This is a genomic window from Streptomyces thermoviolaceus (assembly GCF_045209695.1).
In the GTDB taxonomy this organism is placed as follows: domain Bacteria; phylum Actinomycetota; class Actinomycetes; order Streptomycetales; family Streptomycetaceae; genus Streptomyces; species Streptomyces thermoviolaceus.
Genome location: NZ_CP109280.1, coordinates 5,707,661 through 5,726,439, shown reverse-complemented (window position 1 = coordinate 5,726,439; position 18,779 = coordinate 5,707,661). Strand labels below are relative to the sequence as shown.

Annotated in this window: 16 protein-coding genes; 9 read left to right on the top strand and 7 right to left on the bottom strand. The window is 72.2% G+C overall.

Features of this window, described 5'->3' with window-relative positions; all coding sequences use genetic code 11:
- Positions 1 to 97: 97 nt before the first annotated feature.
- Positions 98 to 490, bottom strand: a complete 393-nt coding sequence (locus OG899_RS25010; RefSeq protein WP_125496436.1) for a hypothetical protein — start codon at positions 488 to 490, stop codon at positions 98 to 100.
- Between the two features lie 187 nt (positions 491 to 677).
- On the opposite strand from OG899_RS25010, the gene ligD reads away from it, so the two are divergent.
- Positions 678 to 1,637, top strand: a complete 960-nt coding sequence (gene ligD, locus OG899_RS25005; protein WP_125496456.1) for a non-homologous end-joining DNA ligase — start codon at positions 678 to 680, stop codon at positions 1,635 to 1,637.
- 176 nt (positions 1,638 to 1,813) lie between these two features.
- Positions 1,814 to 2,749: a hydroxymethylbilane synthase gene (hemC, locus tag OG899_RS25000; RefSeq protein WP_125496437.1), complete on the top strand. Its 936-nt coding sequence runs from the start codon at positions 1,814 to 1,816 to the stop codon at positions 2,747 to 2,749.
- Positions 2,750 to 2,795: 46 nt separating this feature from the next.
- On the opposite strand, the gene OG899_RS24995 is transcribed toward hemC, so the two are convergent.
- The 4 genes from OG899_RS24995 to OG899_RS24980 all read right to left on the bottom strand — a co-directional run bounded on the left by OG899_RS24995 (position 2,796) and on the right by OG899_RS24980 (position 5,670).
- Positions 2,796 to 3,326 (bottom strand): hypothetical protein, encoded by a 531-nt coding sequence (locus OG899_RS24995; protein ID WP_125496438.1) that lies wholly within the window; start codon positions 3,324 to 3,326, stop codon positions 2,796 to 2,798.
- Positions 3,327 to 3,531: 205 nt separating this feature from the next.
- Positions 3,532 to 4,395 carry an ABC transporter permease gene (locus tag OG899_RS24990; protein WP_125496439.1) on the bottom strand — a complete coding sequence of 288 codons (864 nt, stop codon included), beginning with the start codon at positions 4,393 to 4,395 and terminating at the stop codon, positions 3,532 to 3,534.
- On the bottom strand, positions 4,355 to 5,218 hold the full coding sequence (locus OG899_RS24985; protein WP_406311163.1) for an ABC transporter ATP-binding protein: 864 nt from the start codon (positions 5,216 to 5,218) through the stop codon (positions 4,355 to 4,357). Before OG899_RS24985 ends, OG899_RS24990 begins: the two co-directional genes overlap by 41 nt.
- Positions 5,215 to 5,670, bottom strand: coding sequence for a MarR family winged helix-turn-helix transcriptional regulator (locus OG899_RS24980; RefSeq protein WP_125496441.1), 456 nt, complete (start codon positions 5,668 to 5,670; stop codon positions 5,215 to 5,217). Before OG899_RS24980 ends, OG899_RS24985 begins: the two co-directional genes overlap by 4 nt.
- A gap of 376 nt (positions 5,671 to 6,046) precedes the next feature.
- On the opposite strand from OG899_RS24980, the gene OG899_RS24975 reads away from it, so the two are divergent.
- Both OG899_RS24975 and OG899_RS24970 read left to right on the top strand, forming a co-directional pair.
- Entirely contained in the window at positions 6,047 to 6,838 is a 792-nt protein-coding gene (locus OG899_RS24975) for a SigB/SigF/SigG family RNA polymerase sigma factor (protein ID WP_125496442.1), read from the top strand.
- Between the two features lie 110 nt (positions 6,839 to 6,948).
- Positions 6,949 to 7,752, top strand: a complete 804-nt coding sequence (locus OG899_RS24970) for a VOC family protein (protein ID WP_125496443.1) — start codon at positions 6,949 to 6,951, stop codon at positions 7,750 to 7,752.
- 52 nt (positions 7,753 to 7,804) lie between these two features.
- On the opposite strand, the gene glgX is transcribed toward OG899_RS24970, so the two are convergent.
- A complete protein-coding gene (gene glgX / locus OG899_RS24965) occupies positions 7,805 to 9,952 on the bottom strand; it encodes a glycogen debranching protein GlgX (protein ID WP_168132493.1) in 2,148 nt (715 codons plus the stop codon).
- Positions 9,949 to 10,461 (bottom strand): pep a2, encoded by a 513-nt coding sequence (locus tag OG899_RS24960; RefSeq protein ID WP_125496445.1) that lies wholly within the window; start codon positions 10,459 to 10,461, stop codon positions 9,949 to 9,951. Before OG899_RS24960 ends, glgX begins: the two co-directional genes overlap by 4 nt.
- 330 nt (positions 10,462 to 10,791) lie before the next feature.
- On the opposite strand from OG899_RS24960, the gene OG899_RS24955 reads away from it, so the two are divergent.
- The 5 genes from OG899_RS24955 (at position 10,792) to glgB (ending at position 18,648) form a co-directional block, all read left to right on the top strand.
- Positions 10,792 to 11,094: a DUF5133 domain-containing protein gene (locus tag OG899_RS24955; protein ID WP_125496446.1), complete on the top strand. Its 303-nt coding sequence runs from the start codon at positions 10,792 to 10,794 to the stop codon at positions 11,092 to 11,094.
- A 181-nt stretch (positions 11,095 to 11,275) separates the two neighbouring features.
- A complete protein-coding gene (locus OG899_RS24950) occupies positions 11,276 to 13,285 on the top strand; it encodes an alpha-1,4-glucan--maltose-1-phosphate maltosyltransferase (protein WP_406311162.1) in 2,010 nt (669 codons plus the stop codon).
- Positions 13,282 to 15,000 (top strand): maltose alpha-D-glucosyltransferase, encoded by a 1,719-nt coding sequence (gene treS, locus OG899_RS24945; protein ID WP_406311161.1) that lies wholly within the window; start codon positions 13,282 to 13,284, stop codon positions 14,998 to 15,000. The genes OG899_RS24950 and treS overlap by 4 nt, the downstream gene beginning before the upstream one ends.
- 32 nt (positions 15,001 to 15,032) lie before the next feature.
- The gene (locus OG899_RS24940; protein ID WP_125498639.1) at positions 15,033 to 16,421 is read left to right on the top strand and encodes a maltokinase N-terminal cap-like domain-containing protein; all 1,389 of its coding nucleotides are present in this window, start codon (positions 15,033 to 15,035) and stop codon (positions 16,419 to 16,421) included.
- Positions 16,422 to 16,425: 4 nt separating this feature from the next.
- Positions 16,426 to 18,648, top strand: coding sequence for a 1,4-alpha-glucan branching protein GlgB (glgB, locus tag OG899_RS24935; RefSeq protein WP_125498638.1), 2,223 nt, complete (start codon positions 16,426 to 16,428; stop codon positions 18,646 to 18,648).
- Positions 18,649 to 18,779 lie beyond the last annotated feature (131 nt).

The following is an 18,779-nucleotide window of genomic DNA, read 5'->3' as shown; positions in this document are numbered from 1 at the left end:
GCGCCGCCGGGCGACAGAGCGCGGCCGTGCCGCCCGGTGACGTTCCGCCCGGTGACGTTCCGCGCGGTGCGCGACGTGCCGCGGGCCGGGGACGGGGTCAGGTCTTCGGCTGGCCGCCCTTGTCCGCTCCGGCGGCGACGGCGCGGGCCCAGAGCACCAGGGGCACCTGGAGGGGCAGCCGGCCGTAGGCCACGGCCCGCTGTGCGACGGGACGGTGGCGCCAGTCCACGGCCATCTTCACATTGGCCGGGAAGACGCCCACGAAGAACGCGGACGCGGCCAGCGCGGCGGCCTTCCGGGTCCGGGGGACGGCCAGACCGGCGGCCAGCGCCAGCTCGGCGGCGCCGCTGGCGTAGGTCCAGGTGCGGGGGCGGCCCGGCAGGGCGCGCGGGACGATGGAGTCGAACGGCCGGGGAGCGGCGAAGTGGGCGACGCCCGCGGTGGCCAGCAGGCCGGCGAGCACCCGGGACGAGCGTGCGGACCGGAACACGGTTCCTCCTTCTGCGGATGACGCCCCCGCATGCTACTGAACGGTAAGTATGTGGCTGCGCCGGGGCACCCCCGGCGGGCAGCGGGCCTCGGAGGGAGAACCTTTGGAGGGAAATTCCGGCCACGTCCGCGTGCGGTCGCGGCACGCCGTGCACATTCCAGCCGTGACCCTCCCGCCGATCCCGCCCATGCTCGCCACGCCCGGGTCGCTCCCGCCGCCCGCGCAGGACGCCCGCTGGGCGTACGAGACCAAGCAGGACGGACAGCGCGCGGTGGTCTATCTCGCCGGGGACGGCACCGTGGTGCTGCGCTCCCGGTCCGGGGAGGACATCACGGGCGCCTATCCCGAGCTGCGGCCGCTGGGCTCGGTGCTGGGCACCACACCGGCGGTGCTGGACGGCGAGATCCTGGCGCTGGACGCGTCGGGCCGGGCGAGCTTCCAGCTGCTGCAGCAGCGCATGGGGCTGGCCCACTCCCCCGGCCGTGCGCTCCGGCGGGCCGCGCAGATCCCCGTGCACCTGGTGCTGTTCGACGTGATGCACCTGGCCGGGCAGTCGCTGCTGGCGTGGCCCTACCACCGGCGCCGCGCGCATCTGGAGGCGCTTGAGCTGCACGGGCCGCACTGGTCCACGCCCCGCGCCCTCGTCGGCCACGGCGAGCGCGCCCTGGCCGCCACCCGCGAGCACGGCCTGGAGGGTGTGGTGTGCAAGCGGCTGGACTCGGTGTACGAGCCGGGGGTGCGCTCGCGGGCCTGGATCAAGATCCGCAACATGCGCAGCGAGGACGTGATCGTGGGCGGTTGGCTGCCGGGCAAGGGGCGGCTGACGGGGCTGCCGGGCGCCGTGCTGGTCGGGCAGCGCGGCGGTGGCCGACTGCGCTGCGTGGGCAGCGTGGGGACCGGCTGGAGCGAGGCGGAGCGTGCGCAGCTGGCGGCACTGCTCGCCCGGCTGGCGACGGACGTGTGCCCGTTCGATCCGGTGCCGACGGTCCGCGGGGCGCACTGGGTGCTCCCCCGCCTGGTCGGCGAGGTGCGCTACAGCGTGCGGACCCGGGCGGGCCTGCTGCGCCAGCCGTCCTGGCAGCGGCTGCGCCCGGACCTGACCCCGGAGGAGTCGGCGGCGGATCTGCCGGACGACGCGGCGGGGTGAGGCGCGGCCGGGCATGTACCCGGGTTCACGGCCTCGGGTGCACGGGCGCCGCCGCGCCGACGCACGGACACCGCCACCGGTGCGCGCACGCCACCGGTGCACGGACGTCCGCGCGGCCCCCCGGGGGCGGCGCGCCTGCCGCATGGGCGTCCTGTGTGCGGGTCTATCGTGTCCGCATGTCCGTCCCCGAACTGATCCGTATCGTCTCCCGCGACTCGCCCATGGCGCTGGCCCAGGTGGAGCGGGTCCGGGCCGAACTGGCCGCGCTGCACCCCGGGATGCGCACCGAGGTGGTCCCGGTGAAGACCACCGGCGACAAGTGGCTCGGCGAGCTGTCGAAGGTGGAGGGCAAGGGCGCCTTCACCAAGGAGGTCGACGCGGCACTGCTGGCCGGCGAGGCCGACCTCGCGGTGCACTGTCTGAAGGACGTGCCGGCCGACCGGCCGCTGCCGGCGGGGACGACGTTCGCCGCGTTCCTCAAGCGGGACGACATCCGCGACGCCCTGGTGCATCCCGGCGGGCTCCGCCTGGACGAGCTGCCGCCCGGGACCCGGATCGGCACCTCCGCGGTGCGCCGGAGCGCGCAGCTCGCGGCGACCCACCCGCATCTGACGTGCGTGCCGTTCCGGGGCAACGCCAACCGCCGGCTGGACAAGCTCGCCGCCGGGGAGGCGGACGCGCTGCTGCTGGCCGTGTCGGGGCTGGAGCGCATCGGCCGGACCGATGTGATCACCGAGGTGCTCTCCCCGGAGACGATGATGCCGCCGATCGGCGCGGGCATCCTCGCCCTGCAGTGCCGGGAGGACGACACCGACCTGATCGAGGCCGTCGCCGGGCTCGGCGACCCGGACACCCACCGCGCGGCCACCGCCGAGCGGATGTTCCTGCATGTGCTGCAGGGGCACTGCAACAGCCCGATCGCCGGCTACGCACAGGTGGACCGCAGCGGTGAACTGTCGCTGCGCGCCTGCGTGTTCACTCCGGACGGCAAGACGCGGCTCAACGCCCACGAGTGGGCGGGCCGGCTGGATGCGGCCACGCTGGGCACCTCGGTCGCGGTGGCGCTGCTGCGACAGGGCGCCCGCGAGATCATCGACGGCATCGCCCACTGACGGCGCGCCCCGGTCCGCCGGTCGCTCACGCGGCGGGCGGCCGGGGTCAGCCGGTGGTGCCCGGCCCGGCCTGGTCGCGCAGGAAGTCGGCGACCTGGTGCGCCAGCTCGCCCTGGCCTCCGCAGCCCGCGGCGTTCGCCCCGACGGTCTCCTCGACCACGCCGATGCCGCCGGTCCACAGCCGGCGATCGGTCCACTCGTCGTCGACGCGCAGCTGGATCTGGACGTCGACGAGGGCGAGGGAGGCCTCCGGGGCCGCCGCGTACACCACCGCGGTGGCGCGGCGCAGCGGATAGAGGTCGTAGCCCTCGATGAACTGCGAGCTGCGCCAGTCGACGAAGGCGGCCTCGCCGTCCGGGCCGGTCCGGACGTCGATCTGGCCGTCCTCCAGGTGGATGCCGCAGGGGCGGGAGCCGCGGTTCTCCGCGGTGATCCGCAGCCGGAAGTACGTCAGCCCCTCGGCGGCGTCGTCGCGTCCGCGCGGCGGCTCGGCCGGCTCCAGCCGGTGGACGCGGACCCGCAGACCGGCATGCTCGTCGTACTCATGCCAGTCACCGACCACGTTCGGCTCGTACACAGTCCACCTCTCGACTACCGGAAGCTGCTTCCTATCCGGGCGCCGAGCGGACTGTCAAATGAACCGAATGCGGCGTGTTCCCGTGATGTGACCGTCAGGTGATCGTTGATCAAGCCGTGTGCTGGACAAACCCTTTCCGCGGACCGGTGTGCGGTCCCGGCCGGTGCGGTGGCCGGGGTGCCGCACATCACTCCGTTCGGCGCACTCAGCGGGCGAGCCGGCCCAGCAGCGAGGAGGCCGCGGTGATGCCCGCCGCGGCGGCCACGACGAGGACGGCGAAGTCGAGAGCCAGGTGGGTGGAGGTGCCCAGCAGCAGACCGCGCAGCGCGTCGACCTGGTAGCTGAGCGGGTTGGCCTTGCTGACGGCCTGCAGCCAGCCGGGCATGACGGCCACCGGGTACAGGGCGTTGGAGCCGAAGAACAGCGGCATGGTGATCGCCTGGCCGATGCCCATCAGCCGGTCGCGGCTGAGCACGATCCCGGCGATGGTCATCGACAGGCAGGAGAAGAACGCCGAGCCGAGGATCACGGCCACGGCGACCCCCAGCAGCCGCAGCGGGTTCCAGGTGAGCGCGACCCCGAGCAGCGCGGCGATGACGATCACGACGATCGCCTGGACCAGCGACTTCACCCCGGCCGCGAACGCCTTGCCGGTGACCAGGGCCGAGCGCGGGGTCGGGGTGACCAGCAGCTTGTTGAGCACGCCCGCGTCGCGTTCCCAGATGATCTGGATGCCGTAGAAGATGGCGATGAACATCGCGGACTGGGCGATGATGCCGGGCGCCATGAAGTCCAGGTACGGGATGCCGCCGGTGGGGATCGCCCGGATCCGGGTGAAGGTCTGACCGAAGATCAGCAGCCACAGCGCGGGCTGGACGGCGCGGGTGTACAGCTCGGTGCGGTCGTGGCGCAGTTTCTGCAGCTCCACCGCGCACATGGCGCCGATGCGGGCGGGCAGCAGCCGCCAGCCCGGGCGGGGCGCGGGCGGGCGCACCAGCAGACCGATGCCGCCGTCCGCGGCGGCACGGTCAGCCGAGGCGCTGGGCGGTGCGGCGGGTGCTTCGGACATCGCGGAAGTCTCCTGAGGTGTCGTCGAGGCCGCTGCCGGCCACGTCACGGAACACGTCCTCCAGCGTCGGATCGCCGTCGGCGGTCTCGCCCCGGGCGCGGCGCCGCTCGGCAAGGCCCCGGCGCAGCTCGGCCGGGGTGCCCAGGGCGCGGATCCGGCCGCGGTGCATCAGGGCGACCCGGTCGCAGTACTGATCGGCCTCGTCCATGTAGTGGGTGGTGACCAGGACGGTCATGCCGGTGACGGCGCGTACGGCGTCGATGTGCTCCCACACGCCGGTGCGGGCGATGGGGTCCAGGCCGATCGTCGGCTCGTCGAGGATCAGCAGGCGGGGTGCGCTGACCAGGGCCTGGGCCAGTTCCAGACGGCGGACCATGCCGCCGGAGTAGGTCTTGACCAGGCGGTCGGCGGCGTCGGTGAGGTTCACGGCGGCCAGCGCCTGGGCGACACGCTCGGCCCGCTCACGGCGCGGGACGTCGAAGACGCGGGCGAACAGGATGACGTTCTCCCGGCCGGTGAGGCTCGCGTCGGCGGACAGCTGCTGGGGCACGTAGCCGAGCAGGCGGCGGACGGCCATGCGGTCCACGGCCGGGTCGTGTCCGAAGACGCGGATCTGACCGGCAGGGACCGGAAGGAGCGTGGTGATGCAGCGGATCGCGGTGGTCTTGCCGGCGCCGTTCGGTCCGAGCAGCCCGAACACCTCCCCCTGCCGCACGGACAGATCCAGGCCGTCGACGGCGCGGGTGTCGCCGAAGGTGTGGACGAGTCCGGTGCAGGTGACGGCGTCGGGTTCGGTCGGCCGGTCCGTGGGGTCGCAGGTCATGAGCGGTCGGTCTCCTCGCGCAGGTTCTCGGCCAGCCGGCGCAGTGCGGGGATCGCCGCGCGCAGCGCCTCCTGGTCCGCGGTGTCGAGCCGTTCGACCTGGCGGCGGACCAGCGCGGCGCGGCGTTCGCGCCAGTTCTTCAGCCGTGCCCCGGCCGCCTCCGTCAGGCTCAGGCGTGCGGCCCGCCGGTCGGCGGGGTCCGTCCGGCGGATCAGCTGCCCGTCCTTGACCAGCTGGTTGACCAGGGTGGACACGGAGTTGCCGGCCAGGTGCAGTTCCTTGGCCGCCTCCGAGATGCCGATGCCGGGCCGGGACTCGACCAGGCGCAGCAGCTCGATCTCGGCGCCGCGCGCGTGGGTGCCGCTCGATCCGGCGCGCAGTCGGCGGCGGAGCGAGCGCTGCAGGGCGCTGAGCGTGTCGGCCAGTTCCTCGGCGTACGACGGGGGTTCCATGCGCGGCAGGTTACCTCTGTAGCAGAGGTAACGACCATGGGCGGCGGTCAAAGAGACGGTCAAGATCCGTCGGTGCCCCCCTTCGGCCCGCACGGACGGCCGGCGCGGAAACAGCGGGCACACCCGCGCCGCGTACCGGTACACCTTCCCTTTCCACCCGACCGACAGAAGAGAACCACCCGGTCGCACTTCGTGACCGATTCGACCCGATTGTTTCGAAAATGCCCGGTTCGGGAATGCGCTCTTCAGTGCTTCGGACAGGAGGCACGTCCGTGGGAGCCGGCGCGCCGGGCCCCGATGCCTCTGCCGGAAGGTCCGAGCCGCGCGCCTCCCATGGTGTCCGTCCATCCAGCACCTGCTGAGGGAGGCGCAGCGTATGCGTACCACCGGCAGAACGAGGACCCACCCGCACGACGACGCCCCGGATACCGCGGCGGCGTTCGAGCGCCTGGCACGCCTGCCCGACGGGCCCGAGCGCAAGGCACTGCGCGACGAGCTGGTCCGGGTGTGGCTGCCGATGGCCGAACGGATCGCCGTCCGTTTCCGGGGGCGCGGCGAAGCCCTGGAGGACCTGTACCAGGTGGCGGCGCTCGGCCTGGTCAAGGCCGTCGACCACTACGATCCCCGGCGCGGCTACGCCTTCGAGGCCTACGCGGTGCCCACCGTCACCGGGGAGATCAAACGGCACTTCCGCGACCACATGTGGACCCTGCACGTGCCGCGCCGGGTGCAGGATCTGCGCAACCGGGTGCGGCGGGCGGCCAAGGAGCTGGCACAGACGACGCCGGGCCGCGTGCCGACGGTCGCGGAGATCGCCGCATACACCCGTCTGAGCGAGAGCGACGTGCGCACCGGCATGGAGGCCCTGGACTGCTTCGCCGCGCTGTCACTGGAGGCGGAGGTCCCCGGCACCGACGGCTACGCGCTCGGTGACGGGCTGGGCGAGGCCGACCCGCGGTACGACCTGGTGGTCGACCGGGTGGCGGTGCGGCCCTGCCTCGAGGCTCTGCCGGAACGTGAACGCACCATCCTGTACCTGCGCTTCTTCCGGGGGATGACGCAGAGCCGGATCGCCCAGCAGCTCGGCATCTCGCAGATGCACGTCTCCCGCCTGCTCAGCGGCTGCTTCGCCCAGCTGCGCGAGGAGCTGCTCGCCGAGACACGCTGAGCCGGACGGTGACGTGACGGCGGCATCCGGAGGGTACTCGGCAGGCGGCCGCAGGGGTGAGGCCGGACACTGGTACCGGTGGCCACCGGTGGACGAGACCAGGACGTGTGATGAACCACGACACGAAACCCTCCCGCCGCGGCACCGGCGTGGTGTCCACCCATGCGGTGTGCGGCGCCCCCTGCTGGGTCAGCCTGACCAGTCGCGATCTGCAGGCCACGCAGGACTTCTACCAGGCGGTGCTGGGCTGGCAGTGGCGCAGGGCCCGGCTCGGCGACCGCTTCCGGATCGCCCTGGTGGACGGTGCTCCCATCGCCGGGATCGCGGCGGTGGCCTCGATGTGGCAGATGGCGGTCGCCTGGACGCCGTACTTCGCGGTGCCCAGCGCCGACGACGCCGTCGCCCGGGTGCAGGAACGCGGCGGCACCGCGGCGGTGGGTCCGATCTCCCTGCCGCCCGGGCGGGCCGCGCTGCTGGCCGACCGGGACGGTGCCACCTTCGGCGTCTGGGAGGGCGAGCTGTTCACCGACTGGGAGACCTGGCGCAAGGCCTCGCCGGCCTTCATCCGGCTGCACACCCGTGACGCCTTCGACGCCGCGATCTTCTACGGCGAGGTGCTGGACTGGGCCCGGGAGCGGCCCGGCTGCGTCGAGGTCCGCTACGAGGGCGACGAGGTGGTGCTGCGCAGCCACGGGCAGATCGTGGCCCGCATCGAGTCCGGGGCGCTGGAGTCGGCGCCCGATCCGACGATCCGGCCGCACTGGCAGATCCACTTCCGGGTCGCCGACGTGGCCGCCTGCGCGCGGGCGGCGGAGCAGCACGGCGGCAGCGTGCTGCGCGAGGACGCCGAGGAGGCCGTGCTGCGGGACGCCGACGGCGCCCAGTTCACGGTGACGTCCCGGCGCGAGGTCTGAGCGGTCCCGCCCCCGGCCCCGGCCCGCGTGCGGCGGGCCCACGGGGCCGGGCTCAGCGGCGCGTGCGGGGCGGGCGGGAGAGCACGACCAGGCTGCGGGACTCCAGGCGCAGGACGGCGGAGTGCTTGTGCTCGGCCTCGTCCACGAGTCCCTGGTCCTCGGCCGTGTCGATGAGGGTGGTCCACCGCTCGCCGTACAGCGGGCCGGGCAGGCGGAAGTCGACCGGTTCCCAGTAGCCGTTGAGCAGCAGCAGGAACGAGTCGTCCACCACGCGGCGGCCCTGCCGGTCGGGTTCGGCGATCGCGTCGCCGTTGAGGAAGACCGCGACCGAGTGCGCGTCCGAGCGCTGCCAGTCCGCCTCGGTCATCTCCCGGCCGTCCGGCCGCAGCCACACCAGGTCGGGCAGCGGCTGGTCGTCGCGGGTGGCCGTCTCGCCCTGGAAGAAGCGGCGGCGCCGCAGCACGGGGTGGGCGGCGCGCAGCCCGATGACGTACCGGGTGAACGCGGTCAGCTCCCGCTGCTCCTCGGTGAGGTTCCAGTCCACCCAGGAGATCTCGTTGTCCTGGCAGTAGGCGTTGTTGTTGCCCCGCTGGGTGCGGCCCAGTTCGTCGCCGTGGCAGAGCATCGGGATGCCCTGGGAGAGCAGCAGGGTGGCGAGGAAGTTGCGCTGCTGGCGGGCGCGCAGGGCGAGCACGGCCGGGTCGTCGGTGTCTCCCTCGACGCCGCAGTTCCAGGACCGGTTGACGTTCTCGCCGTCCCGGTTGCCCTCGCCGTTGGCCTCGTTGTGCTTGTCGTTGTACGACACCAGGTCCCGCAGGGTGAAGCCGTCGTGCGCGGTGACGAAGTTGACGCTGGCGCGCGGCCGGCGCCGGTGGTGCGCGTACAGGTCGGCGGAGCCGGTCAGCCGGGAGGCGAACTCGCCGAGCGTGTGCTTCTCGCCCCGCCAGAAGTCCCGTACGGCGTCCCGGTACTTGCCGTTCCACTCCGACCACAACGGCGGGAAGTTGCCGACCTGGTAGCCGCCCTCGCCGACGTCCCAGGGCTCGGCGATCAGCTTGACCCGGCTGATCACCGGGTCCTGCTGGATCAGGTCGAAGAACGCCGAGAGCCGGTCGACCTCGTGGAACTGCCGGGCCAGGGTGGCGGCCAGGTCGAAGCGGAAGCCGTCGACGTGCATCTCGGTCACCCAGTACCGCAGCGAGTCCATGATCAGCTGCAGCACGTAGGGGTGGCGCATCAGCAGGCTGTTGCCGGTGCCGGTGGTGTCGTAGTAGTGCGCCCAGTCGCCGTCCACCAGCCGGTAGTACGAGGCGTTGTCGATGCCCCGGAAGGACAGGGTGGGGCCCTTCTCGTTTCCCTCGGCGGTGTGGTTGTAGACCACGTCGAGGATCACTTCGAGCCCGGCCGCGTGCAGCGCCTTGACCATCGCCTTGAACTCGGTGACCTGCTCGCCGCGGGTGCCGTGGGCGGCGTAGCCGTTGTGCGGGGCGAAGAAGCCGATGGTGTTGTAGCCCCAGTAGTTGGACAGGCCCCGGCTCTGCAGCACACCGTCGTGCACGAACTGGTGCACCGGCATCAGCTCCACCGCGGTGACACCCAGCGAGGTCAGGTGCTCGATCACCGCCGGGTGTGCCAGCCCCGCATACGTGCCGCGCAGCTCGGGCGGCACCTCGGGGTGGGTGCGGGTCAGGCCGCGCACATGGGCCTCGTAGATCACGGAGTCGGAGTACGCCCGGTGCGGCGGGGCGTCGTCGCCCCAGTCGTACGACGGGTCGGTGACCACGCCGAGCATGGTGTGCCCGGCGCTGTCGGCCGGGTCGGGGCCGCCCGGGGTGCGTTCGTACAGCGAGCGGTGGTTGTCGCACTGCCCGTCCACCGCCCGCGCGTAGGGATCCAGGAGCAGTTTGTTCGGGTTGCAGCGGTGGCCGGCGGCCGGGTCCCAGGGGCCGTGCACCCGGTAGCCGTAGCGCTGCCCGGGCCCGACGCCGGGCAGATAGCCGTGCCAGACGAAGCCGTCGACCTCGGTCAGGGGAACGGTGCGGTGGGTGCCGTCGTCGTCGACCAGCACCAGGTCGACGCGCTCGGCGACCTCGCTGAACAGCGCGAAGTTGGTGCCGCCCGCGTCGGGGTGGGCACCCAGCGGGTAGGGGTACCCGCTCCAGACGGCGGGTACCCCTCGGCGGCGCGGGCGCCCGGTCACCGGGACTGCTCCAGCAGGTCACGCGGTGCGCCGGCGGGTGAGGCCAGTACGGTGACCGGCAGCTCCCGGGGTGTCTGCAGGCCCTCGCTCAGGGCCGGCTCGGGAGCCTTGGCGACCAGCGGGACACGCACACCGGCGCGGGCCCGCTGCGAGAACCAGATGATCTTGCTGCCGGTCGCGGAGGCACAGCACCCCCAGCCGTCGCTGGTCGCCGCGATGCGGGCCAGGCAGCCGCGCAGGTCCTGATGGGGACGCAGGTCCCGGTCGTTCTCCGCGACGGCGGTGATGAGGTGCTGGCCGGTCCACCACATCTCGACGGAGGTGTGCTTGTCCCGGGCGTGCTCGTCGATCGCCCGCAGCAGCAGCTCGGCGCCGCCGCACACGGGGTCGACGAGGTCCTCCAGATCCCAGAACCTCAGGTGTGCGGCCAGGATGCGCCTGACCTGTCCGACCCGTTCCGGGCTGACGTCCACGTCGAGGTGGTAGTAACAGGGCACTGCGGTCTTCATCGTCGTGGCTCCTCACCGGCGTCACCCGCGCTCCTCGAGGCTCTCACCGAGCCCCGCCCCCGAGCGCGGAGCGTGAGCATGTGTTGCCTCTGAGTCAGATCCACAGTGCGGGCGCTACGCCATTCGTGCAACCCGAGCGGCGGCGGGAGAGGTGCGGACAGTCGGGTGATCTCACGGAAGATCCAACAGGACGCTGGGTGCTCGACCAGGCACCATGAGTGAAAGTCTCGAGCGCCGTGAACGGCGACCGCGCCCCGTCGTGCCCGCGGCCGCCGTCCCGACCGTCGGGGAAACGTGCCCATCGAGCGCTCTCGAAAGGTGAACGGCGCCATGCTGCTACCCGCCAAAGCCGAAGTCGCACGGCACCTGCGGCGTTACCGGTCGTGGGAACGCGCCATGCTCGCGCATCCCGACGACGGCCGGGCGCGGGCCACCTTCGAGGACGCGGGCTACACGCTGTGCGTGCTGATGGGCGAGCGCTGCGCACGGCAGGCCGCGGACGCCGCCGAACGGTATCTGCGCACCGGCCTCGTCACCCGGCTGCGGGAGCAGAGCGAGCGGCCGCCCTCCGGCGGTGCCCCTCCGCGGGAGCGCCGCGCGGCCGGGGACCGGCGGTCTCCCGCCGGGGCGTGAGGCCCCGGGGCCGCCGCGCAGGACACACGTGCGGGCGGGTCCGGGCACGGCAGGACGGAACGAGCAGGACACGAGCTACTCCGGCCGGGCCGGGGTGTCCCGGCAAGACCCGGGTCCCCGGCCCGGCCACGGAACCCGGCCGGGCGTGTGCCCGGCCCCGGCCACAGTGGAGGTGACATCCGTGGGTGCGACCCCGAGTCCGGTCCCGGTCGTCGGCCGCATTCCGGTGCGGGACGTGCGCCCGGCCGTGGCGGGCGGCAGACATCCGGCGAAGGCGGTGACCGGGGAGTCGTTCCAGGTCACCGCCACCGTGTTCGGGGAGGGGCACGCCGCGGTCGCCGCGAACGTGGTGCTCACCGACCCGGAGGGCCGGCCCGGCCCGTGGACACCGATGCGGGAGCTGACCCCCGGCACCGACCGCTGGGGCGCGACCGTCACCCCCGACCGACCGGGCCGGTGGACCTACCACGTGGAGGCCTGGAGCGACCCGGTCACCACCTGGCGGCACGCCGCCCGCATCAAGATCCCGGCCGGGATCGACGCCGGCCTGATGCTGGAGGAAGGTGCCGAGCTGTACACCCGGGCCGCGGACGGCGTGCCCGACAGGGCGGGACGCGAGGTGCTGCGGTCGGCCGTCCGGGTGATGCTGGACGATGCGCTGCCCGTGATGACCCGTCTGGCGGCGGCGCTGACGCCGGAGGTGGACGCGGTCCTGGCCCGGTATCCACTGCGGGAGCTGGTCACCGCCTCCGAGCCGCTGCCGCTGCTGGTGGAACGCGAACGCGCCCTGTACGGCGCCTGGTACGAATTCTTCCCCCGCTCCGAGGGCACCCCCGACCGGCCCCACGGCACCTTCCGCACCGCCGCCCGCCGCCTGAAACCCATCGCCGACATGGGCTTCGACGTCGTCTACCTGCCCCCCGTCCACCCCATCGGCACCACCCACCGCAAAGGGAAGAACAACACCCTCACCGCCGGCCCCGACGACGTCGGCGTGCCCTGGGCCATCGGCTCTCCCGAAGGCGGCCACGACGCGATCCACCCACAACTGGGCACCCTGGACGACTTCGACGCCTTCGTGTCCCAGGCCCGCGCCCTCGGCCTGGAGATCGCCCTCGACCTCGCCCTGCAGTGCTCCCCCGACCACCCCTGGGTCCACAAACACCCCGAGTGGTTCCACCACCGCCCCGACGGCTCCATCGCCCACGCCGAGAACCCGCCGAAGAAGTACCAGGACATCTACCCCCTCGCCTTCGACACCGACATGGACGGCCTGGTCGCCGAGACCGTCCGCATCCTGCGCCACTGGATGGCCCACGGCGTGCGGATCTTCCGCGTCGACAACCCGCACACCAAACCCGTCGTGTTCTGGGAACGCGTCCTGGGCGAGATCAACACCACCGACCCCGACGTGATCTTCCTGGCCGAGGCCTTCACCCGGCCCGCCATGATGCACACCCTCGCCCAGATCGGCTTCCAGCAGTCCTACACCTACTTCACCTGGCGCAACACCAAGCAGGAGCTGACCGAGTACCTCACCGAACTCACCGGCGAGGCCGCCGCCTACATGCGCCCCAACCTCTTCGTCAACACCCCCGACATCCTCCACGCCTACCTCCAGCACGGCGGCCGCCCCGCCTTCGAGGTCCGCGCCGTCCTCGCCGCCACCCTCTCCCCCGCCTGGGGCATCTACAGCGGCTACGAACTGTGCGAGAACACCCCCCTGCACGAGGGCAGCGAGGAATACCTCGACTCGGAGAAGTACCAGCTCAAACCCCGCGACTGGGACGCCGCCGCCCGCGAGGGCCGCACCATCGCCCCCCTGATCACCAAACTCAACGCCATCCGCCGCCGGCACCCCGCCCTGCACCACCTGCGGAACCTGCACTTCCACCACGCCGACAACGACGCCGTCATCGCCTACAGCAAGACCACCGGCGAGGACACCGTCGTCGTCGTGGCGAACCTCGACCCCCACCACACCCAGGAGGCCACGGTCTCGCTGGACATGCCACACCTGGGCCTGGACCCGCACGCGTCGGTGTCCGTCCGCGACGAACTGACGGGTGAGACCTACCACTGGGGCGGGGCGAACTACGTGCGGCTGGAGCCGGGCCGGCGGCCCGCGCACGTGCTCCATGTCCAGCGATCGTCCACCGCGCCGCAGAACGGAGGGCCCCCCGCGTCATGACAGTCAACGAGCCGGTTCCGGACATCTTCGAGGACGCTCCCGCCAAGGACCGGGACCCGGAGTGGTTCAAACGTGCCGTCTTCTACGAGGTGCTGGTCCGCTCCTTCCAGGACAGCAACGGCGACGGCATCGGCGACCTGAAGGGCCTGACCGCCAAACTCGACTATCTGCAATGGCTGGGCGTGGACTGCCTGTGGCTGCCGCCCTTCTTCAAGTCCCCGCTGCGCGACGGCGGTTACGACGTGTCGGACTACACCTCGGTGCTGCCCGAGTTCGGCGACCTCGCCGACTTCGTGGAGTTCGTCGACGCCGCCCACCAGCGGGGCATGCGCGTCATCATCGACTTCGTCATGAACCACACCAGCGACCAGCACCCGTGGTTCCAGGAGTCCCGCAGGAACCCCGACGGCCCCTACGGCGACTACTACATGTGGGCCGACGACGACAAGGGCTATCCGGACGCGCGCATCATCTTCGTCGACACCGAGGTGTCGAACTGGACCTTCGACCCGGTGCGGGGCCAGTACTACTTCCACCGGTTCTTCTCGCACCAGCCGGACCTGAACTACGAGAACCCGGCCGTCCAGGAGGAGATCCTGGCCGCCCTGCGGTTCTGGCTGGACCTCGGCATCGACGGCTTCCGCCTGGACGCTGTGCCCTATCTGTACGCCCAGGAGGGCACCACCTGCGAGAACCTGCCCGCCACCCATCGGTTCCTCAAGCGGGTGCGGCGCGAGATCGACACGATGTTCCCGGACACGGTGCTGCTGGCGGAGGCCAACCAGTGGCCCGAGGACGTGGTCGACTACTTCGGCGACTACGACAAGGGCGGCGACGAATGCCACATGGCCTTCCACTTCCCCGTCATGCCCCGCATCTTCATGGCCGTCCGCCGCGAGTCCCGCTACCCCGTCTCCGAGATCCTCGCCAAGACCCCCGCCATCCCCTCCGGCTGCCAGTGGGGCATCTTCCTGCGCAACCACGACGAACTCACCCTGGAGATGGTCACCGACGAAGAGCGCGACTACATGTGGGCCGAATACGCCAAGGACCCCCGCATGCGCGCCAACATCGGCATCCGCCGCCGCCTCGCCCCCCTCCTCGACAACGACCGCAACCAGATCGAACTCTTCACCGCCCTGCTGCTCTCCCTGCCCGGATCCCCGATCCTCTACTACGGCGACGAGATCGGCATGGGCGACAACATCTGGCTCGGCGACCGCGACGCCGTACGCACCCCCATGCAGTGGACCCCCGACCGCAACGCCGGCTTCTCCTCCTGCGACCCCGGCCGCCTCTACCTCCCCGTGATCATGGACCCGGTCTACGGCTACCAGGTCACCAACGTCGAAGCAGCGATGTCCTCCCCCTCCTCGCTGCTGCACTGGACCCGCCGCATGATCGAGATCCGCAAACAGAACCCCGCCTTCGGCCTCGGCTCCTTCACCGAACTCCCCTCCTCCAACCCGGCCGTGATCGCGTTCCTGCGGGAGTACAAGGACGACCTCGTCCTGTGCGTGAACAACTTCTCCCGCTTCGCCCAGCCCACCGAGCTGGACCTGAGCGCCTACGCCGGCCGCCACCCGGTCGAGCTGATCGGCGGGGTCCGCTTCCCCGCCATCGGTGAACTCCCCTATCTGCTGACGCTGGCGGGACACGGCTTCTACTGGTTCCGGCTCACCGAAGTCGCATCCCGGGCCGGCCGGCGCGTCTGACCACCCTGCGGCCGACGAAAGGAGGCGTGACCATGCCGAAGACCGCATCCCTCCAGCCGGGCACCCTGCACCCGGCCGGGCCCCTGGCCTCGCTCGGGACGCTGCTGCGCGAGTGGCTGCCCCGGCAGCGGTGGTTCGCCGGCAAGGACCGGCCCGTCACCGATCTGCGGCTGCTGTCGATGACCGAGCTGTTCCCGGGCTGCCTGCATCTGCTGGTCCACGCCGACCACGCGGGCGTCGCCGGTCATCACGGCGGCGTCCCCGCGCCGTCCGGCACCTTCGCGCCGCCGACCTCGGACTGCTACCAGCTGCTGCTGGGGGTGCGACGCGAGCCGGTGCCGCGGCTGCACCGGGCGTTCATCGGCCGGCCCGAGGAGGGCCCGCTGGCGGGCCTGGCGGTCTACGACGCGCTGTGCGATCCACGGTCGGCGCAGCTGCTGCTGGAGAGGCTGCGCACCCCGGGAGCGGTGGGCCCGCTGCGGTTCGAGGCCGACCCGTCCGTGCCGATCCCGGGCGGTCTGGCACCGCGGCTGCTGGACGCCGAGCAGTCCAACTCCTCGATCGTCTACGGCGACGCGTTCATCCTGAAGGTGTTCCGCCGGATCCAGCCGGGCGTCAACCCGGACCTGGAGGTGCCCTGGGCGCTGGCCCGGCAGGGTTGCAGCCGGGTGCCCGCGCCCGTGGCCTGGCTGCGCACCGCCGAACCGGAGGAGGCGACGCTCGGCGTGCTGCAGCCGTTCCTGCCGGACGCGGCCGACGGCTGGACGCTGGCGCTGCGGGCGCTGGCCGCCGGGGACGACTTCACCGCCCAGGCGCACCAGCTGGGGCAGGCCACGGCGGAGGTGCATCTGGCGCTGGCCGACGCCTTCCCCACGGGCGGGCACCGGCAGACCGCGCGGACGGCGGCGGCGATGACCGAGCGGCTGGAGGCGGCCGCCCAGAGCGTGGCGGCGCTGCGCCCGTACGCCGCCCGGCTGCGCACCGCGTTCGCCGCGCTGCTCAGCTGCGACGCCGGCCCGCCGGCCCAGCGCATCCACGGCGATCTGCACCTGGGTCAGGTGCTGCGGGCCGGGCGCGAGTGGTTCGTGATCGACTTCGAGGGCGAGCCGTCCCGTCCGCTCGCCGAGCGGCGCCTGGCCGAGTCCCCGGTGCGGGACGTGGCGGGCATGCTGCGCTCCTTCGACTACGCCGCCCGGCAGCGCCGCCCCTGGCGCCCGGAGTGGGCGCGCCGCTGCCGGGAGGCGTACTGCGCCGGATACGCCTCCCGGGCCGGCTGGGACCCCCGCAAGAAACACGCCCTGTTGCGGGCCTACGAGACGGACCGTGCCGTGTACGAGGTGCTGTACGAGGCCCGGCACCGGCCCGACTGGCTCGCCGTACCGATGGCGGCGATCGAACGTCTCGCCGTGAGAGGAGGCTGAACCGGTGGCACTGCGCGACACGTCACTTCCCGAGCCGTCCGGACCCGTCCCGCCCGCGGCGGCGGTCACCCGGCCGGCACCGCCCCTGGACGACTCCGACCGTGAGCGTCTGCTCGGCGGTTCCCACCACGACCCGCACGCACTGCTGGGCGCCCATCCGGTGCCCGGCGGGATCGCCGTGCGGGCGCTGCGCCCGTTCGCCGACGCGGTGAGCGTGGTGGTCGGCGGCGAGCGGATCCCGATGGTCTCCGAGGGCGGCGGCCTGTTCTCGGTGCTGTTGCCGCTGCCGGAGATCCCCGCGTACACGCTGGTGGTGGCCTACGGGCCGGACGAGTACGAGGTCCACGACCCCTACCGGTTCCTGCCGGCGCTCGGCGATTTCGATCTGCATCTGATCCGGGAGGGCCGGCACGAGCAGCTGTGGAAGGCGCTGGGCGCCGAGCCGATGGTGCATCAGGGGGTGGCGGGCACCCGGTTCACGGTGTGGGCGCCCAACGCCCGCGGGGTGCGGGTCGCCGGGGACTTCTGCCACTGGGACGGCACCGCGTTCCCGATGCGGTCGCTGGGCGCGAGCGGGGTGTGGGAGCTGTTCCTGCCGGGCATCGGCGAGGGCACCCGGTACAAGTTCGAGATCACCTCCCGGTACGGGCACCGCTTCCTGAAGGCCGACCCGATGGCCCGGCGCACCGAGGTGCCACCGGCCACGGCGTCCGTGGTGACCGCCTCGCACTACGAGTGGCACGACGCGGAGTGGATGGCGCACCGCGGCGACACCCCTGTGCACGAGGCGCCGTTCTCGGTGTACGAGGTGCATCTGCCGTCCTGGCGCAAGGGGCTGGGCTACCGCGAGCTGGCCGAGCAGCTGCCCGCCTACGTGAAGGATCTCGGCTTCACGCACGTGGAGCTGATGCCGGTCGCCGAGCATCCCTTCGGCGGTTCCTGGGGCTACCAGGTCACCTCCTACTACGCACCCACCGCACGCCTGGGCACACCCGACGACTTCCGTTACTTCGTGGACCGCTGCCACCAGGCCGGCATCGGCGTGATCATGGACTGGGTGCCGGCACACTTCCCCAAGGACGACTGGGCGCTGGCCCGCTTCGACGGGGACCCGCTGTACGAGCCCGGTGACGCCCGGCGCGCCGAACACCCGGACTGGGGGACGTACGAGTTCGACTACGCCCGCACCGAGGTCCGCAACTTCCTGGTCGCCAACGCCGTGTACTGGTGCGAGGAGTTCCACATCGACGGGCTGCGCGTGGACGCGGTGGCCTCCATGCTCTACCTGGACTACTCCCGCGAGCCGGGCCAGTGGACGCCGAACGTGTACGGCGGGCGGGAGGATCTGGCCGCGGTGGCGTTCCTGCAGGAGATGAACGCCACCGTCTACCGCCGGGCCCCCGGGGTGGTGACCATCGCCGAGGAGTCCACCGCCTGGAGCGGGGTGACCGCGCCGACCGACTGGGGCGGGCTGGGCTTCGGGCTGAAGTGGAACATGGGCTGGATGCACGACTCGCTGCAGTACATGAGCAAGGATCCGGTCCACCGCAAGTACCACCATCACGAGATGACCTTCGCGATGGTGTACGCCTACAGCGAGAACTATGTGCTGCCGATCTCGCACGACGAGGTGGTGCACGGCAAGCAGGCCCTGGTGTCGAAGATGCCCGGCGACTGGTGGCAGCGGCGCGCCGACCTGCGGGCGTACCTGGGCTTCATGTGGGCCCACCCGGGCAAGCAGCTGCTGTTCATGGGGCAGGAGTTCGCGCAGGGCGGGGAGTTCTCCGAGGAGCACGGTCCTCAGTGGTGGCTGCTGGACGAGGGCTGGTGCGCGGCCGGCGACCACCGGGGCGTGCGGGATCTGGTGCGGGACCTGAACCGGGTGTACCGGGCCACGCCGGCGCTGTGGCGGTGGGACACGCGCCCGGAGGGCTTCCGGTGGGTGGCCGTGGACGCCGCCGACGACAACGTGTTCGCCTTCCTGCGCCACGACGCCCAGGGCGCCCCGCTGCTGGCCGTGTCGAACTTCTCCCCCGTCGTCCGTCACGACTACCGGTTGCACGTGCCTCACGACGTCACCGTCTGGCACGAGGTGCTCAACACCGACGACGGGCGCTACGGCGGCAGCGGCGTCGGCAACACGGATCCGGTCAAAGTCGAGGACGGGCAGGTCCGTCTCACGCTGCCGCCTCTGGCGACCGTCTGGCTGATGCCGGCCCCTGTCTGAGCTTCTTAGGGCAGGGCCGAAAACGGACACACCCGGAACATGCCGAGGTGTCCGGCGTCCGTCTGCGGGCAGCCTGGTCGTACGACCCGGCTGCCCGGCCGGTGTCACGGCGCGGAGACGGAAAGGGCGAC